The sequence below is a fragment of the Helicobacter winghamensis ATCC BAA-430 genome, from assembly GCF_028751035.1.
In the GTDB taxonomy this organism is placed as follows: Bacteria; Campylobacterota; Campylobacteria; order Campylobacterales; family Helicobacteraceae; genus Helicobacter_D; species Helicobacter_D winghamensis.
The window spans coordinates 1,235,618-1,250,502 of sequence record NZ_CP063533.1 but is presented as its reverse complement, the minus strand read 5'-3'; the positions used below and the strand labels follow the sequence as shown (position 1 = coordinate 1,250,502).

Annotated in this window: 17 protein-coding genes and 1 tRNA gene; 12 read left to right on the top strand and 6 right to left on the bottom strand. The window is 35.7% G+C overall.

Going from position 1 to position 14,885, the window contains the following annotated elements:
• Window positions 1-10 precede the first annotated feature (10 nt).
• Genes IP358_RS06450 through hemW form a run of 3 tightly spaced genes read left to right on the top strand, consistent with a single transcriptional unit; the run spans window position 11 to window position 2,152 of the window.
• Window positions 11-625 (top strand): lysophospholipid acyltransferase family protein, encoded by a 615-nt coding sequence (locus IP358_RS06450; protein ID WP_040498688.1) that lies wholly within the window; start codon window positions 11-13, stop codon window positions 623-625.
• Window positions 613-1,080 carry a hypothetical protein gene (locus IP358_RS06445; protein WP_006802768.1) on the top strand — a complete coding sequence of 156 codons (468 nt, stop codon included), beginning with the start codon at window positions 613-615 and terminating at the stop codon, window positions 1,078-1,080. Before IP358_RS06450 ends, IP358_RS06445 begins: the two co-directional genes overlap by 13 nt.
• The gene (gene hemW / locus IP358_RS06440) at window positions 1,070-2,152 is read left to right on the top strand and encodes a radical SAM family heme chaperone HemW (protein WP_006802767.1); all 1,083 of its coding nucleotides are present in this window, start codon (window positions 1,070-1,072) and stop codon (window positions 2,150-2,152) included. Before IP358_RS06445 ends, hemW begins: the two co-directional genes overlap by 11 nt.
• Here hemW and IP358_RS06435 read toward each other — a convergent pair.
• The 5 genes from IP358_RS06435 to cysS form a co-directional block, all read right to left on the bottom strand.
• The gene (locus IP358_RS06435; protein WP_006802766.1) at window positions 2,145-2,663 is read right to left on the bottom strand and encodes a hypothetical protein; all 519 of its coding nucleotides are present in this window, start codon (window positions 2,661-2,663) and stop codon (window positions 2,145-2,147) included. The genes hemW and IP358_RS06435 overlap by 8 nt on opposite strands.
• Entirely contained in the window at window positions 2,663-3,172 is a 510-nt protein-coding gene (locus IP358_RS06430) for a hypothetical protein (protein ID WP_006802765.1), read from the bottom strand. The genes IP358_RS06435 and IP358_RS06430 overlap by 1 nt, the downstream gene beginning before the upstream one ends.
• The gene (locus tag IP358_RS06425) at window positions 3,169-4,212 is read right to left on the bottom strand and encodes a hypothetical protein (protein ID WP_040498562.1); all 1,044 of its coding nucleotides are present in this window, start codon (window positions 4,210-4,212) and stop codon (window positions 3,169-3,171) included. The genes IP358_RS06430 and IP358_RS06425 overlap by 4 nt, the downstream gene beginning before the upstream one ends.
• Before the next feature lie 110 nt (window positions 4,213-4,322).
• The gene (locus tag IP358_RS06420; RefSeq protein WP_006802763.1) at window positions 4,323-5,147 is read right to left on the bottom strand and encodes a sulfite exporter TauE/SafE family protein; all 825 of its coding nucleotides are present in this window, start codon (window positions 5,145-5,147) and stop codon (window positions 4,323-4,325) included.
• 40 nt (window positions 5,148-5,187) lie between these two features.
• Entirely contained in the window at window positions 5,188-6,591 is a 1,404-nt protein-coding gene (gene cysS, locus IP358_RS06415; protein WP_006802762.1) for a cysteine--tRNA ligase, read from the bottom strand.
• 121 nt (window positions 6,592-6,712) lie between these two features.
• Between cysS and hisD the strand changes: the two genes are divergently transcribed.
• Genes hisD through hemC form a run of 8 tightly spaced genes read left to right on the top strand, consistent with a single transcriptional unit; the run spans window position 6,713 to window position 14,114 of the window.
• Window positions 6,713-8,020, top strand: a complete 1,308-nt coding sequence (gene hisD / locus IP358_RS06410; protein ID WP_006802761.1) for a histidinol dehydrogenase — start codon at window positions 6,713-6,715, stop codon at window positions 8,018-8,020.
• Between the two features lie 9 nt (window positions 8,021-8,029).
• Window positions 8,030-8,296: a DUF2018 family protein gene (locus tag IP358_RS06405; RefSeq protein ID WP_006802760.1), complete on the top strand. Its 267-nt coding sequence runs from the start codon at window positions 8,030-8,032 to the stop codon at window positions 8,294-8,296.
• On the top strand, window positions 8,296-8,754 hold the full coding sequence (locus IP358_RS06400) for a hypothetical protein (protein WP_006802759.1): 459 nt from the start codon (window positions 8,296-8,298) through the stop codon (window positions 8,752-8,754). The genes IP358_RS06405 and IP358_RS06400 overlap by 1 nt, the downstream gene beginning before the upstream one ends.
• Entirely contained in the window at window positions 8,732-9,652 is a 921-nt protein-coding gene (locus IP358_RS06395; protein ID WP_006802758.1) for a polyprenyl synthetase family protein, read from the top strand. Before IP358_RS06400 ends, IP358_RS06395 begins: the two co-directional genes overlap by 23 nt.
• 19 nt (window positions 9,653-9,671) lie before the next feature.
• Entirely contained in the window at window positions 9,672-11,009 is a 1,338-nt protein-coding gene (gene hemA, locus IP358_RS06390; protein ID WP_006802757.1) for a glutamyl-tRNA reductase, read from the top strand.
• A gap of 8 nt (window positions 11,010-11,017) precedes the next feature.
• Entirely contained in the window at window positions 11,018-12,766 is a 1,749-nt protein-coding gene (locus tag IP358_RS06385) for a proline--tRNA ligase (RefSeq protein WP_006802756.1), read from the top strand.
• Window positions 12,757-13,182 (top strand): FxsA family protein, encoded by a 426-nt coding sequence (locus IP358_RS06380; protein WP_006802755.1) that lies wholly within the window; start codon window positions 12,757-12,759, stop codon window positions 13,180-13,182. The genes IP358_RS06385 and IP358_RS06380 overlap by 10 nt, the downstream gene beginning before the upstream one ends.
• Complete coding sequence (hemC, locus tag IP358_RS06375) at window positions 13,182-14,114, top strand: hydroxymethylbilane synthase (RefSeq protein WP_006802754.1); 933 nt, start codon at window positions 13,182-13,184, stop codon at window positions 14,112-14,114. The genes IP358_RS06380 and hemC overlap by 1 nt, the downstream gene beginning before the upstream one ends.
• A 79-nt stretch (window positions 14,115-14,193) precedes the next feature.
• Here hemC and IP358_RS06370 read toward each other — a convergent pair whose 3' ends face one another.
• The gene (locus IP358_RS06370) at window positions 14,194-14,433 is read right to left on the bottom strand and encodes a hypothetical protein (RefSeq protein ID WP_006802753.1); all 240 of its coding nucleotides are present in this window, start codon (window positions 14,431-14,433) and stop codon (window positions 14,194-14,196) included.
• 185 nt (window positions 14,434-14,618) lie between these two features.
• On the opposite strand from IP358_RS06370, the gene IP358_RS06365 reads away from it, so the two are divergent.
• Window positions 14,619-14,696: transfer RNA gene (locus tag IP358_RS06365), tRNA-Pro, on the top strand.
• The last annotated feature ends 189 nt before the right edge of the window (window positions 14,697-14,885 follow it).

Sequence of the window (14,885 nt, the reverse complement as noted above, 5' to 3'; positions counted from 1 at the left end):
CAAGGTTTTAGTGAAGATTTTGCCTCCTTTGCTCGTTGGAATTATCCATTTTTTGGCTCTTTTTGTGCGTTTTGAGTTTAGAATCTCTCAAAAAGTATTGGAGAAAATTAAAAAAAATGAACCTTTTGTGCTTGCTTTTTGGCATGGAGAGTTGCTGTTTCAGCCCTTTTTATTTCAAAGATATGCAGATAAAAAGAAATTTTGGGTATTAATTAGTAAGCATTTTGATGGAGAGATTATTAGTAGTGTTGTGCGTTATTTTGGTATTGGTGCATTAAGGGGCTCAAGTTCAAAAGGTGGAATTAGAGTATTGTATCACGCTATTAAAAAAATAGAAAACAAAGAATGTGTTGTAATTACTCCTGATGGTCCGCGCGGTCCTTATCATAGTGTAGCTGATGGTGTAGTGCTTTTAGCGCAGAAAGCAAGTGTTCCCGTGGTAGTTTCTAGGGTTTTTTATAGCAATGCCTGGGAATTTAAAAGCTGGGATAAATTTAAGATTCCAAAGCCTTTTAGTAAAGTGGTATTTATAATAAAAGATCCTTTTTTTTTAGAAGCATTAGAGTTAGAAGCCGCTAAAGCGTTGGTTAAAGAGAGAATGGAAGAGGATAAATGCGTTTTTTAGGTATTGGAATTTTTCTTTTATGTGTGTTAATTGGAATCGTTTTTTTCTCTCCATCTTATCAGCTAGGAAGAGAAGCGAATAAAGAGCTAGAAAATGGAAATTTTAAAGAAGCACACACGCTTGCCATGCAATCTCTGCAAAAAGATCCCTATAATCGTTTAGCTTATGGCGTTGAAAGTCAGTCAAGACAGCGTTTAAATATCCAGAAATTCCTAGAAGATTCTAAAGAAAATCAAAAAATTGCGTTTGGGATTTTAAAAGATGGGAGTTTGACTCCAGATGAATTTTTAAGATTACAATGGATTGCGGATGAGTTTTTAAGAAACTATCGCACACTTTTGATTTTAAATCAGCCAAATGACAGGGAAAAAGATCAACTAGAACAATACAAGCAATGGTTTGAGAGTTTAAAACAACGCTTAGAAGAAGTCAAACAAACAAACAATGCAAAATAAGGAATTAAGTCTATATCTTCATATCCCTTTTTGTGATAGTAAATGTGGATATTGTGCCTTTAATTCTAAGACTAATAAAAATCATCTTAAATCAATTTATATGCAAAAGTTAGCTGTGTATTTGCATTATAAGCTAGAAAGTTTGCAGGAGAGAGTGCAAATTACTTCTGTGTATATTGGTGGAGGAACGCCAAGTGTTGTGGAATCGTATTTGTATGAGAATATTTTTGAAGAATTTTTGCCATTTTTAAAAAAAGGAGCAGAGATTAGTATTGAGGCAAATCCAAATCATTTAAGTCTAGAGTGGTTGCGCGCAATGCGTGATTATGGCGTAAATCGTTTAAGTATTGGAGTGCAAAGTTTTAATGCACAAAAACTTGCTTTTTTGGAGAGAGAACATAAGAATAAAAACACATTTTTAGCACTTGATTATGCGGTAAAAGCGGGGTTTGATAATTTAAGTATTGATTTAATCTATGGCACACCTTTATGTGATGAAGCGCTTTTAGAACAAGAGCTAAAAACTGCTTTAGGGCTTCCTTTATCGCATATTTCAGCATATCATTTAAGTTTAGATCCTGGAAGTCGTTTTTATAGGGAAAAGGAGCAAATATATAAGGAATCCCAAAGGAGCTTGGATGGGGATTTTGGCGGATTTTTAAGTATTGGGCATTTTATAGCAGCGCATTTACAAAAGTTTTTGCATTATGAAGTGAGTAATTATGGGAAGGCTTCATTGCATAATTTGCATTATTGGAGTGGTGGAGATTATATAGGTATTGGGGCTGGAGCGGTAGGGTGTATTCAAGGAATTCGCACAAGTATGCCAAAGAGTATTGAGCATTTTTTAGAGGATTTTAGTGAAAGCAAAGAGATTTTGACGCAAAAAGATAAAGAGTTGGAGCATCTGTTTTTAGGATTCCGCTCTTGCGTAGGTGTGGAGAGAAAAAAAATTTCTAATCAAAAAAATTTAGAGATTCTTTTACAAGATGGAATCTTATTTCAAAAAGATGAGCGCGTGTTTGCGAAGGATTATTTTTTAGGTGATGAGATTACGCTATTTCTTAGTTAAAATATGCATCTAAGCGGAAGGAAAAAATAATGTTGTCTTTCTCGCGTTCAATGTGGATGGGAAAGTTAAAGCGTGCGACACCAGGGAGTGTTTGAGTTAGAATTAGTGCATCTTTGAGTTTGCTAATATTTTCTAGTTTTCCACTAATAATGTAGCGTTGTTTAAAATATTTTCCCTCTTGTATAGGGCTTCCATCAGCAACAACTCCAGAGTTTTCAAAGACAATCTTAAGTTTCTCTTCAATCTCATTTTGCGTAATTTTGTGTTTAAAATATCCTAAAGTTTGTGCATTTTGCTCTTGGTAGTCTTGTAGATTTTTGAGTTCCGTATCGCGCTGTGCTTGGATTTGCTTTTGCACATAGATTTCTTTGCGGTATTGCGCATTGGTTTGGCGAAAACTATCAAGGGCTGGTTGAATCACACTTAAGAAAATAATTGCTACCAAAAAAAAGTAAAAGACAAAGAAAAAGGTATTACGAATCCAATCAATTTGCGCGAAAAATGCTTTCATTACTCAGTTTCCTCAAGTTTGCTAACAGATACAAAATTATACCAACCATTAGGTAGCATATAAAAATCCGCGCGACTTTGATGAAAAATTGATCGCAAGGGAACTTCTAGTAAGAAAGTATAAATTTGCTTGGAAGGCGTTGTCCCATAAAGGGTGAGCTGATATTGTTCCATTTGGATTTTATTGAGCGTAATTTGTTCTGGAATTAAGCCAAAGAGATTTTCTACACTTTCTTTTAAAAGTGTGTTTTGGTGTGTTATATATTCTGCGAATTGCACCTTTTCTTGTTCTGAGATTAATTGTTTTTGCAGGCTCTTAATCTCTTCTAAGAGAATTTTTTGTGTTTGTGATGCAGCTTGTGCATTTTTTTGCATATAATGCCCTTGCGCTTTTAGAATTACTAAAAAGCCTATAAAAATAAAAAGTGTCAATAAGATATAGCCCCACCAAATGCGTGAGACTTTTTTGAAAAAAGTTTTTTTGCCTGGTTGGGTAAAGCTGTAATTCATACCTCTCCCTTCTTCTCAAACTCTCTATAAGAATCATAACCTAAGTTTGCTAGTTCTTGTGCAATATCACAGACAAAAACACTTACTTCAAGCATAGTGATTTGCTGGATTTGTTGAAGCGTTTCTTGTCTGATGTTGAGAGGATTAAAAATTACAATTTCGCTGATAAATTCACTATTATATAAAGGATTGCTATAAAATTCATTAAGTGCAGATTGTATGAATTTTGCAACAGTATTAACGCGAGAAAAATTATCTAAGTCTTCATTGTTTTCAATTTCTGTGTGTAGGTTTATATCACTCTCTTCGCTTTCTCCTTTTAATACTTCAATGAGTTCATCATCATTTGCATCATTATTTAAATCCACTTCTTCAATACCGCTTAACTCATCTTGTAAGTCTTTTTCGATGTTGGTTTTTTGAATATCATCATCGTCTTCACTTAGGGAATTCCTGACAACTGTAAGTTCCGAGTCAATCTCACTTTCAAGAACATAATATCCTCCAAAAAGTGCGCCGCAATTTTTTTTAGTAACTAGCATTGTGATATTAGAATGTTGAAAGAGTATATAGAGTTTGCAGGAATCTTGAAAGGTATCCTTAGCGAGGTGGTAAAGTACCAAAAAAGGCGAAATGACAAAGTCAGCCCCAAGCCTTAAAAAGCGTTTTTTTGTTTCTGCGATTCCTTCGTTTGCAATAAAGACAGACCAGTTATTATCAAAGCGTTTATAAGAGATTTCAGAACAATTTACACCAAAGTTTTTAAATTCACTTTCTTTATCTGTGCTTAAAATTCCCTGTATGATGGAGCAAGGAAAGACAGAAGTGTAAGTAAAAGGATTTTTTGCACGGATTTTTTGAATAAAGCGCACTGCCTGTATGGGGAGCTCTCCAGGATTTGTGCGAAACTCTTTGTTTTGGTTAGAGATGAGTTGTCCATTTTTATAAAAATGCACCACGACATTACAGATTTTATGATCAATTTCAATGCCAACAATCACCGTTGGAAAAAGTGGGCGGATAAGCCTACTAAGATTCATAACAACTCCCAAGCTAAACTAGGCGAAATAATAAGCAATTTTGGCTTAAAGAATAGCCCATTATCAGTAAATTTTAAAAAAGATTGCAAAAATTTTAGGATTAGCGTGTTTTATGGCTTAGGATTAGTTTTGGATTCTTGTATTGCAGAGCTGGAATCCATTTTAGATTCCACATTCTTATGGCTCATAGAGTGGTTGCCATTAACATCTGTTGCGTCAATTTTCATATGTGTTTTATTGCCCATTTGTGGATTTTGTAAGAATTTAATTCCCTTTTGTATCATTAATGCTCCAAACACAATAATCGCAAGTGCTGCAAGATTCATTAAGACTTTCCTAAACTTTGGCTTATAAAATGCAGTGTTTGCAAGCAATCCAAATAAAAAGAGTGAAGGTAGCGTGCCAAGCCCAAAAACTAGCATAATTAACATTGCTTTTGGAATGCTAGCAAATCCAGCAGCACTAAATAGAAAGGCATACACAAATCCACAGGGCAATAAGCCGTTTAAAGACCCAAGCAAATAAAGGCTTAAAGGGCTTTTTAAACTTAGAGCCTGTTGAAATTTACTTTGATACCATTTAGAGTTTTGGATAGAATATTCTAGGCGTGTTAAAAAACTAATTTTTCCAAAAAGTGAGAGTCCTGCTAAAACCATCGCAATCCCAGCAAACACAAAAAGCGCACCACGCAATGTTCCATTCACGCCAAACATACTTCCTAAAGCCCCAACAATCGCCCCTAAAATCACATAAGTGGTAATCCGCCCAAAACTATAAAGCATATGATAGGCGATAAGTTGCCCTTTATGCGTGATGGTATTATCTGTTAGCTTGCCACTATAGGCTAAAACAATTCCGCCACACATTCCTATACAATGCCCAAATCCCCCCAAAAAAGCAATCATAAAAAGCCCTATTAAATCCAAATGCTGCATATCATTCCTTTAATTTTTACTCAATAATCAAAATTAGATTCTATATTTTTTCCCATATGCATCCATTTGGGGTATCCATTATTTCAATCCCTTTATTGCGTAACTCTTCACGGATTTTATCAGCATTTTGAAAATCTTTTATCTTTTTAAACTCTGCTCGTTTTTTAAGTAAGTTTTCAATCTCTGTTTTTAAGTCTTCACTCACTCCAAGTTTAAAATATTCAAAACAATCTTTAATCCCGATTCCTAGCACTTTTGCTACAAGTTCTAAATTTGCATAGATTTGTGGAATCTTATCATTTTGCTTAGAATCCAATTGTTCATTTGCATTTGCAATAAAGTCATCTAGCACACTTAGGGCTTTTGAAATATTTAAATCATCATTTAATGCGTCTAAAAATGCTGTTTTAAATGCATTATCTAAGGAAGTTGGAATCGTTTTTTTAGGAAGTATTGCAAGGCGTTTTTTTAGGCGATAAAGACGATCTAGTCGTTTTTTAGAAGCTAGCAAATCTTCTTCAGAAAAGTTCAATCCAGCCCTATAATGTGTGCTTAAAAGATAGAATCGCAAAATCTCCCCATCATAATTTGCTAACGCATCTTTAATAAAGAAACTATTTCCCAAAGACTTTGCCATTTTTTCGCCATTAATGGTTACAAAGCCATTGTGTATCCAGTATTTTGCAAGCACTTGATTGTCTGCGCAGCGCGTTTGACAGGCTTCATTTTCGTGATGGGGGAAGAGCAAATCCGTTCCACCGCCGTGAATATCAATAGCATAATCCCCTTTAAGCGCTAAATGCTCCTTAATCATCGCACTACATTCTATATGCCAGCCCGGACGCCCCTTTCCAAAAGGGGAATCATAGCCCACATCACCGATTCCTTTATAGCTTTTCCATAGCGCAAAGTCCTTGCTATCATGCTTTTGCTCACTATTTTGCACGCGACTTTGGGATTCTAACTCTGCAATTCTCCCGCTTAAATTGCCATATTCTCTATCCTTGCTAACAGAGAGATACACATCGCCATTTGGTGTTTGGTAGGCGATTTTCTTATCTAGCAAGTTTTGAATCATAGCAAACATCGCTTCTAGGTTTTCAGTCGCCTTTGGTTCAATATCAGCGCGCATTACGCCTAGTGCTTGCATTTCATCTAAATAACGCTTGGTGTAAGTTTGCGTGATTTCTTCAATGGAGCAATTGTTTTGTGTGGCTTTATTAATGATTTTATCATCAATATCAGTAAAGTTTTTTGCAAAAATAACCTTATAACCATTTTCTATTAATACGCGGCGGAGCAAATCAAAGACAATCGCACTTCTTGCGTGCCCTAAATGGGAGTCATCATATACGGTAGGTCCGCACACATAAAGGCGCACTTCATTAGGAATTATAGGTTCAAATGGCACTTTTTCTTTTTTATGGCTATCGTAGATTTTCATTATTTCTCTTTTTAAAAAACTAAAGTTTGAAGTATAGCAAAATTTAGCTATTTTCTTATTATAAAATTAAATTAAACATTAAAGCGATACAATACAAGCCCTATTCAAACAAGGATTAAAAATGATTGCTGTGTTAAAAAGTAATGCAAGTTATTTTGAGAAAAGTTTTGAAGCACTTTTAGCGCGTGGCGCAATGGATATTAGTAGTGTAGAAGGGCGTGTTAAAGAGTTACTACAAGAGATTAAAACGCAAGGGAAAGAAGCGGTGATTGCGCAAGTTTTACGCTTTGATAGTTGGAATCCAAAAAGCTTTTTGGAGCTTAAAATTGCACAAAAAGAAATGGAATGTGCGTATAATAATTTGGATTCCAACTTAAAGCATGCATTAGAGCTTGCATACCAGCGCATTTACGCCTTCCATACAAAGCAAATGCCAAAGACTTGGTTAGACTTTGAAGAAAATGGCAATCTCTTGGGGCAAAAGGTTACTCCAGTAGATCGTGCGGGGCTTTATATTCCAGGCGGCAAAGCAGCTTATCCTAGCTCTCTTTTAATGAATGCTATTCCAGCACTTGTAGCAGGTGTTAAAGAAATCGTTGTTTGCACGCCAACGCCAAAGAATCAGCCAAACACACTTTTGCTAGCAGCAATGCATTTGTGTGGGATAAAAGAAGCGTATAAAATTGGCGGAGCAAGTGCGATAGGCACACTTGCTTATGGTGTTAGTGGAAAAGATGGAATCCAAAAAGTAGATGTGATTACAGGACCTGGGAATATCTATGTGGCAACGGCTAAAAAGCTTGTCTTTGGGGAAGTTAATATTGATATGATTGCAGGACCTAGTGAGATTGGAATCTTGCATAATGGAAAAGGAAGTGTGGATTATGTTGCGTGGGATTTGCTCTCACAAGCTGAACATGATGAAATGGCAAGTTCAATTTTAATTACTACAAATGCGGAATTTGCAAACGCGGTTACAAAGCGTGTTGATGAGCTTTTAAAAGACTTGCCACGCAAGGAAATCGCAGAAAAATCCATTAATGAACGCGGTGCAATTATCATCGCTAAAGACTTAGATGAGGCAGTAGAATTAATGAATGAAATTGCCCCTGAGCATTTAGAAGTGCTTGTAGAAAATCCTTTAGAAATTTTACCAAAGATTAAGCACGCAGGGGCAATTTTCATTGGTGAAAATACACCTGAACCTATAGGGGATTATATTGCCGGTCCTAATCATACTTTGCCAACAGGGGGAAGTGCGAAGTTTTTCTCTCCACTCTCAACAGAGCATTTTATGAAAAAAAGTTCTATCATTGCATTTTCAAAACAAGGTATTATGCAATTAGGTAAAGAATGTGGAATATTAGCGCACACTGAGGGGCTAGAAGCACATCAAAATGCAGTTTTAGCACGATTAAATCATAACTAAGGAATAAAAATGGATCATATTTTAGAAGGTTTGCCGCAAGATAAATGGATAGATATAATTTTTCATGCTTCGCGTGGGCTTGCAACAAGGGAGCTTACAAAAATGCTAGAAAAACAAGCGGCAATGGAAGTGTTACTGGAAAAACGCTTAGGAGAAATGTGGGAAGAAGAGCTTGCATATATTCAAAATAGCGAGGAAAGTGCGGATGAAATCCATCATAAAACACAGGATTTAGCCATTATTTCAATGCAAGAGATTCTTAGCCAAAACGAATAATGCGCAGTGTTTTTACGCTAATTTTTGTTTCACTCTTTGGTGTGATTTGTGGAATCACACCTCTTTTTGCGCCACCTGAGTGGAAGGCAGAGCGGTTTGTTGAGCTTAAGAAAGATGAATTTTATGTTCTAACGCTTCAAGCAGATGATACACAAAAGACATTATTTTTTCGTTGGACTTTGCTAAAGAATGAGGGCTTGGTTGTGCATTTAAATTACGATTCCTTTCCCCATCAATTTGTTCTTTATCAGGATTATCAACGCACTTGTTATGAGATTCCTTTATGGAAAGCAGACCAGCGTTATTATACAAGAGAGCCGTTTTTTATGTTGTGCTTTAAGGATTATCATCGCACAAAAAAGATTGCAACGCTGAAATTTTATATTTATGAAGGAAGCAGAGATTTTAATATCATAGATGAAAGGAAAGTTTCAAATGGTGGCTTTAACGCGTATTGAAGCAAAGGTGCAAGAGTTTTTAAAAGAGCTACAATCGCCTTTAGTTTTAAATCTTAGTAAGAATCTCCAAAGTGGCAAAATGTTGCGCTCCAAACTTGCTTTAAGCATTGCTGGAGAGAGTGAAGAGAGTGTGCGATTGTGTGCGATTATTGAGATGATACAAAATGCAAGCTTGTTGCATGATGATGTGATTGATAAAGCAACTACAAGGCGCAATAAACCCTCTGTTAATGCGCTTTTTGGCGATAAAAATGCGATTATGCTAGGCGATGTGCTTTATTCTAAAGCCTTTAGTGAACTCACTTGCTTTGCTAAGGATTATCCACAAATTCCGCGCATTGTAGCAAATGCAGTAACAACGCTAGCCATTGGAGAAATAGAAGATGTTGCACTCTCTGGTGCGTTTAATGCTGATGAAGCAAAGTATTTAGCGATGATTGAACATAAAACTGCAGCCCTTATTGAAGCCACAGCTTATGCAGCAGCATTTTTAGCAGGAAAAGATGAAAAAGATGCAAGGGGATTTCAAATTTATGGGAGAAATCTTGGGGTGGCGTTTCAAATTATTGATGATGTGCTAGATATTATAGCGGATTCTAAAACTTTAGGAAAACCTGCTTTGAGCGATTTTAAAGAAGGTAAAACAACGCTACCTTATTTGCATTTATATCACACCTTAGATAAGATAGGACAAGAGCGTTTGTGTAATGCTTTTGGTAAGGAGTTAGAAGAGAGCGAGCAAGTATGGATTTTAGAGCATTTAAAGAAAAGTGGTGCGATTGAAAAAAGCATAGAATTTGCAAAACATTTAGGAAAAATGGGAGTTGAAGCAATAGCTAATCAATCTTGTGATAAACTTACAGAAATTATGCACGCAATGGTAGATCGCAATTTTTAGCCAAATGGATTATTAAGGTATGGATTATTACATTTTAAGTTATTCTCACAAAAATACGGATATTACTACGCGTGAGAAGTTAAGTTTGGATATAAAAAGCCAAAAAACTGCGGAGTTTTTAAAAGATTTGGTGGATAATAAATTTATTGCAGAAGCAGTGATTTTATCTACCTGTAATCGTATAGAATTTATTTTAAATGTCCAAAATGCCACTAAAGCTGAAGGGTTTTTATTGGATAAATTAAGTGTTTTATCTGGAATTGCATTAGAAAGCCTAAAAGAGCGTGCAGATAGTTACGAAAATGTAAGTGCTATCCATCATCTTTTTAGTGTAGCAAGCTCGCTTGATAGCTTAGTTGTTGGAGAAACACAAATTGCGGGACAACTAAAAAGTGCATTTAAATTTTCCTATGAAATGGGCTGTTGTGGTTTATATCTCTCTCGTGCAATTCATTTTGCATTCCGTTGCGCGGCAAGTGTTAGAAATTCCACAAGTATTTCACAAAATTCTGTGTCTGTGGCAAGCACGGCTGTGGCAAAAGCAAAAGAGGTTTTAGGTAATCTCTCTGGTAAAGAAGCATTAGTGATTGGTGCTGGGGAGATGAGTGCGATTTGTGCGAAGCATTTAGTAAGCGCAAATTGTGCAGTGATTTTAATCAATCGTGATTTTCAAAATGCAGAAAATGTCTGTAAAAGCATTCTTGATGGTAATCCAAATGTAAAAATTAGAGTGGAGAGCTTTAAAGATATAGGGAAATACATTAATGCAATTCCGCTTCTCTTTAGTGCTACAGGTGCTCCGCATACCATTATTACAAAGGATATGGTAGCAAAGAGAGACTGGAATCGTTATTGGTTTGATTTGGCTATGCCGCGTGATATTGCTAATGATATTATCGAGTTACAAGATAATATAAAAATTTTTGCAGTTGATGATTTAGAGGATATCGTGCGCAAAAACTTAGCCTTAAGAGAAGAGCAGGCGCGCATTGCTTATGGAATTGTTGGGCGTTCTACGCAAGAGTTTTTTAGCTGGTTACAAACACTAAATGTGGAACCACTAATTAAAACTATCCGTGCCTTAGCAAAGGATTCTGCCTTAAAAGAGCTGCAAAAAGGAATCGCGAAAGGTTATTTGCCAAAAGATTATGAAAAAAACATTGAAAAAACTTTACACAATGCGTTTAACACATTTTTGCATGGCTTAACAATGAATTTAAAATCTGTTTCTAACACGCCAAAGGGCGATAGTGTGGTGGAAAGTTTGCGTTTTTTGCTTGATTTGGAATCCGAAGATAAAATGTTGGAATCCTACAAATGTGAATACGCACAAGATAAAGCCCTATCTCAATCTTAAGGAAAACTATGCGATTTTCAAAAATCTTTATCCCAACTTTTAAAGAAGCCCCGAAAGATGTGGTTTTAAAAAGCCACGAGTATTTAATCCGTGGTGGCTTTATCCAGCAAATTGGAAGTGGAATTTATAATTTCTTGCCACTTGGAAAGCGTGTTTTGGATAAGATTAAAAGTATTGTCAAAGAAGAAATGGATAATGCTGGAGCAAATGAAGTGACTCTAGGATTTGTAACACCTGCTAACCTTTGGCAAAAAAGTGGGCGTTTTGAACGCTATGGCAAGGAACTTTTGCGCTTTAATGATAGAAAGGATAATGCCTTTGTGCTAGGTCCAACGCACGAAGAAGTTATCACAGAGCTTGTCAAGGCAAATGTTAAGAGTTATAAGCAGTTACCCTTGCATCTTTATCAAATCAATTTAAAATTTCGCGATGAAATGCGTCCGCGCTTTGGGCTTATGCGTGCGCGTGAATTTATAATGAAGGATGGGTATAGTTTTCACTCTAATTTTGAAGATTTAAAGCGCGAGTTTGATTTAATGGAACAAACTTATAGCAAGATCTTTACGCGTTTAGGGCTTGATTTTCGTGCGGTGTTTGCAGATAGTGGCGCAATTGGTGGAAGTGGTAGCAAGGAATTTATGGTGCTTGCAAACAGCGGAGAAGATACAATTTGCGTGTGCGATACTTGTTATTATGGAGCCAATTTAGAAGCGGCAACGCGCATTAAAGCCGCTCCAAGCTTTCAAGCGCCACAAGCGGAGTTTGCCAAGTTTCATACACCTAATGTTGCAAGCATAGAAGCCTTGGCGGAGTTTTTTAAAATTGCACCATTTTGGACATTAAAGGTGGTAGTGAAAAAAGCTATTTTTGATGAAGGAAAAAGCGCGTTAGTGTATTTTTTCTTGCGCGGAAGCGATACTTTAAATGAAACAAAGGCTTTAAATGCAGTTTTGGCAAATGAACTCGTAGAAGCTAGTGAAGAAGAGATTAAAGAAGCAGGGTTAACTCCGGGATTTATTGGTCCTTTTGCCTTGCGGAATCTCACAAATAGCCCTTATATTTATTTTGATAAGGAGTTACAAGACGAAAAGAATCTAATTTGTGGAGCAAATGAGTTAGATTATCATTTTGTAGGAGTGGATTTAAGCACTTTTGAAGGGTTGGAATATAAGGATTTAGTGGAAGTGCAAGCAGGAGATTTATGTCCTTTGTGTGGAGAAAGCAAAGGTGGGAAGCTGTATTTTACAAAAGGGATTGAAGCAGGGCATATTTTTCAGCTAGGAACAAAATATTCTAGTGCGATGGACGCGACATTTTTAGATGAAAGTGGTAAAGCGCAGCCCTTTATTATGGGTTGTTATGGAATTGGAGTTTCAAGACTTCTCTCGGCTATAATTGAACAACACCATGATAAAAAGGGAATGATTTGGACGCAAGCAACAGCACCTTTTGATGTAGATATTATGGTTTCAAATATTAAAGATTCCGCGCAATTAGAAATGGGTGAAAAAATTTATACAGCTTTAAACAAAGAAGGAATTGAATGCTTGCTTGATGATAGAGCAGAACGCTATGGTGCAAAGATTGCAGATTTTGAATTAATTGGCTTTCCTTTTGGAATTATTATTGGGAAAGGACTTGAAAAAGGTGAGATTGAACTTGTAAGGCGAAAGGATTTAAGCAGAGAAGTGCTAAAGGTTTCGGATTTTATGGCACTTATTGCAGAACTCAAAGAATGGATTAGCAAATGCCATTGATTTTAGGTTTTTTATATCTTTTCTTAGAAGTGCTTGTAAGCTATGAGGTGATTGATGTAATTGGTGTTTTGGGCTTTGTTTTAGAAATCATTGTTACAGCGTTTTTAGGATTTTTTATTTTAGTAAATTTTCGCTTATTTTTAGGCGATGCGTTAATGCGTGTAAGGAATAGGCAATTAAGTTATGAAGCCTTTGTTGGATCGAATATTTTTAGGATTTTGGGTGCGATTTTATTAATTTTGCCTGGGGCTTTAACAGATATTATTGGAATCTTGATGCAATTTAGTGCGGTTGGGTTTATGATTATTAAGCCTTTTATGAAAATAACGCCATCTAATACTTCAAGTAATCAAGAATTTAGGGATAATCAAAGTGAAATTATAGATGTAGAAGTGATTGAAAAGGACAAAAAGTAATGCAAAAACTGACCATTGGAACACGCGGAAGTGTGCTTGCGCTTTGGCAGGCAAATCATATTAAAAATCTTTTGGAAGAGCGGTATCCAAAGCTTGAAGTGGAGTTAAAAATCGTTAAAACAAAGGGAGATAAGATTTTAGATGTCCCTTTAGCAAAAATTGGAGGTAAAGGACTTTTTACAAAAGAACTTGAAGTGTTGTTACTAGAAGGAGATATCGATTTAGCGGTGCATAGTCTTAAAGATGTGCCGGTGGAATTTACCCAAGGACTTGGGCTTGCAGCAATTACAAAGCGTGAAGATGTGCGCGATAGCTTTCTAAGTTTTAAATATAAAAATTTGGGAGATTTGCCAAAGGGAGCTAAAGTTGGCACGACTTCACTAAGGCGCGTTATGCAAATTAATGCTTTAAGGGGGGATTTGGATTGTCAAAGTTTGCGTGGAAATGTCCAAACGCGCTTGCAAAGGCTTGAAAATGAGGAATTTGACGCTATTATTTTAGCGCAAGCTGGAGTGAATCGCTTAGAGTTAAAAGGGATTCCATATATCACACCACTTGATTTTATGGTTCCAGCAATGGGACAGGCAGCACTTGGGATTGAATGCAAGAAAGATAGCAATTATGTGGAGCTTTTAAGCTTTTTGAATGATAAAAATGCAGTCTTTGAGACACATTGCGAAAGGGCTTTTGTGCGTGTGTTAAATGGTGGTTGTCAGGTGCCAATTGGGATTAATGCGCGTTATAATGAAGGAAGTTTAGAAGTGCGTGCAATTCTTGGATTGCCAGATGGGAGTGAGATTATAAAAGAAAATTTAGAGAGTGAAGTTTCAAGTATTAAGGATTGTGAATATATTGGAAAAACTCTAGCTGAGTCTTTTTTGAATCAGGGTGCAAGGGAAATTTTACAAAAAGCGCAAGATTGGAAATTTTAGATTTAGATGCATTTTAAATTATCTAGGATTATCTTTAAAATTTTTAATAACCCTAGAAAAGATTTGCGAGAATTTTAAATTAAGATTCCAACTTCTTTTTGTGTTTACTGAAATTAAAATTCTTTTTTGCAAAGTTATGAAAATTGCTATAACTTGTTTTAATGTTATATTCTTCTTGTAAAAATCCATAAATATTTCTCAAAGAAGTTCCTAATTTTAGCATATAGCCAATTTGCTCGGTATACTGGTGAAGTTCGCTTTTATTGAGTGTCTTTTTCTCTAAATAGCTCAAAATCTTCTTCTCTGTTGCCTTGTCCATTTGAAATCCTTGATTAAGTTCAGCTATTGTGCGTAAGAAACACGATATAGCGGATCAAAATTATATTATTATTTCTTTATAGTTTTTTTAAAACATTTTATTAAAAAATAAAATATTAATAATTTTAGTATTTTCTTTTTATCTTTTTTTATATAGAATACCTTTTTAATTTATTTTTTTCTTATCGGAGTATAGCGCAGTCTGGCTAGCGCACACCCTTGGGGTGGGTGAGGTCGTGGGTTCAAATCCCGCTACTCCGACCATTTAGAAAATCACAAGTAGTCGAATATAACTTCTGAAGCTTCTTAAATACTCACTTGAGCTAATGTGTATGTGTAATTTATATGCATCAAATTAGAGTCATTTTTCTTAATTTTTGAAAATGTAAAGATTAAAAAGACTATAAAGATTTTTTGAAATATGGAATCTAAATTTTGAATTCTGACTTTTAA

Bases quoted from the DNA above. Each gene is read 5' to 3' on its own strand.
- IP358_RS06445 (WP_006802768.1), top strand. From the start codon at position 613: ATGCGTTTTTTAGGTATTGGAATTTTTCTTTTATGTGTGTTAATTGGA.
- hemW (WP_006802767.1), top strand. From the start codon at position 1,070: ATGCAAAATAAGGAATTAAGTCTATATCTTCATATCCCTTTTTGTGAT.
- IP358_RS06435 (WP_006802766.1), bottom strand. From the start codon at position 2,663: ATGAAAGCATTTTTCGCGCAAATTGATTGGATTCGTAATACCTTTTTC.
- IP358_RS06430 (WP_006802765.1), bottom strand. From the start codon at position 3,172: ATGAATTACAGCTTTACCCAACCAGGCAAAAAAACTTTTTTCAAAAAA.
- IP358_RS06425 (WP_040498562.1), bottom strand. From the start codon at position 4,212: ATGAATCTTAGTAGGCTTATCCGCCCACTTTTTCCAACGGTGATTGTT.
- IP358_RS06420 (WP_006802763.1), bottom strand. From the start codon at position 5,147: ATGCAGCATTTGGATTTAATAGGGCTTTTTATGATTGCTTTTTTGGGG.
- cysS (WP_006802762.1), bottom strand. From the start codon at position 6,591: ATGAAAATCTACGATAGCCATAAAAAAGAAAAAGTGCCATTTGAACCT.
- hisD (WP_006802761.1), top strand. From the start codon at position 6,713: ATGATTGCTGTGTTAAAAAGTAATGCAAGTTATTTTGAGAAAAGTTTT.
- IP358_RS06405 (WP_006802760.1), top strand. From the start codon at position 8,030: ATGGATCATATTTTAGAAGGTTTGCCGCAAGATAAATGGATAGATATA.
- IP358_RS06400 (WP_006802759.1), top strand. From the start codon at position 8,296: ATGCGCAGTGTTTTTACGCTAATTTTTGTTTCACTCTTTGGTGTGATT.
- IP358_RS06395 (WP_006802758.1), top strand. From the start codon at position 8,732: ATGGTGGCTTTAACGCGTATTGAAGCAAAGGTGCAAGAGTTTTTAAAA.
- hemA (WP_006802757.1), top strand. From the start codon at position 9,672: ATGGATTATTACATTTTAAGTTATTCTCACAAAAATACGGATATTACT.
- IP358_RS06385 (WP_006802756.1), top strand. From the start codon at position 11,018: ATGCGATTTTCAAAAATCTTTATCCCAACTTTTAAAGAAGCCCCGAAA.
- IP358_RS06380 (WP_006802755.1), top strand. From the start codon at position 12,757: ATGCCATTGATTTTAGGTTTTTTATATCTTTTCTTAGAAGTGCTTGTA.
- hemC (WP_006802754.1), top strand. From the start codon at position 13,182: ATGCAAAAACTGACCATTGGAACACGCGGAAGTGTGCTTGCGCTTTGG.
- IP358_RS06370 (WP_006802753.1), bottom strand. From the start codon at position 14,433: ATGGACAAGGCAACAGAGAAGAAGATTTTGAGCTATTTAGAGAAAAAG.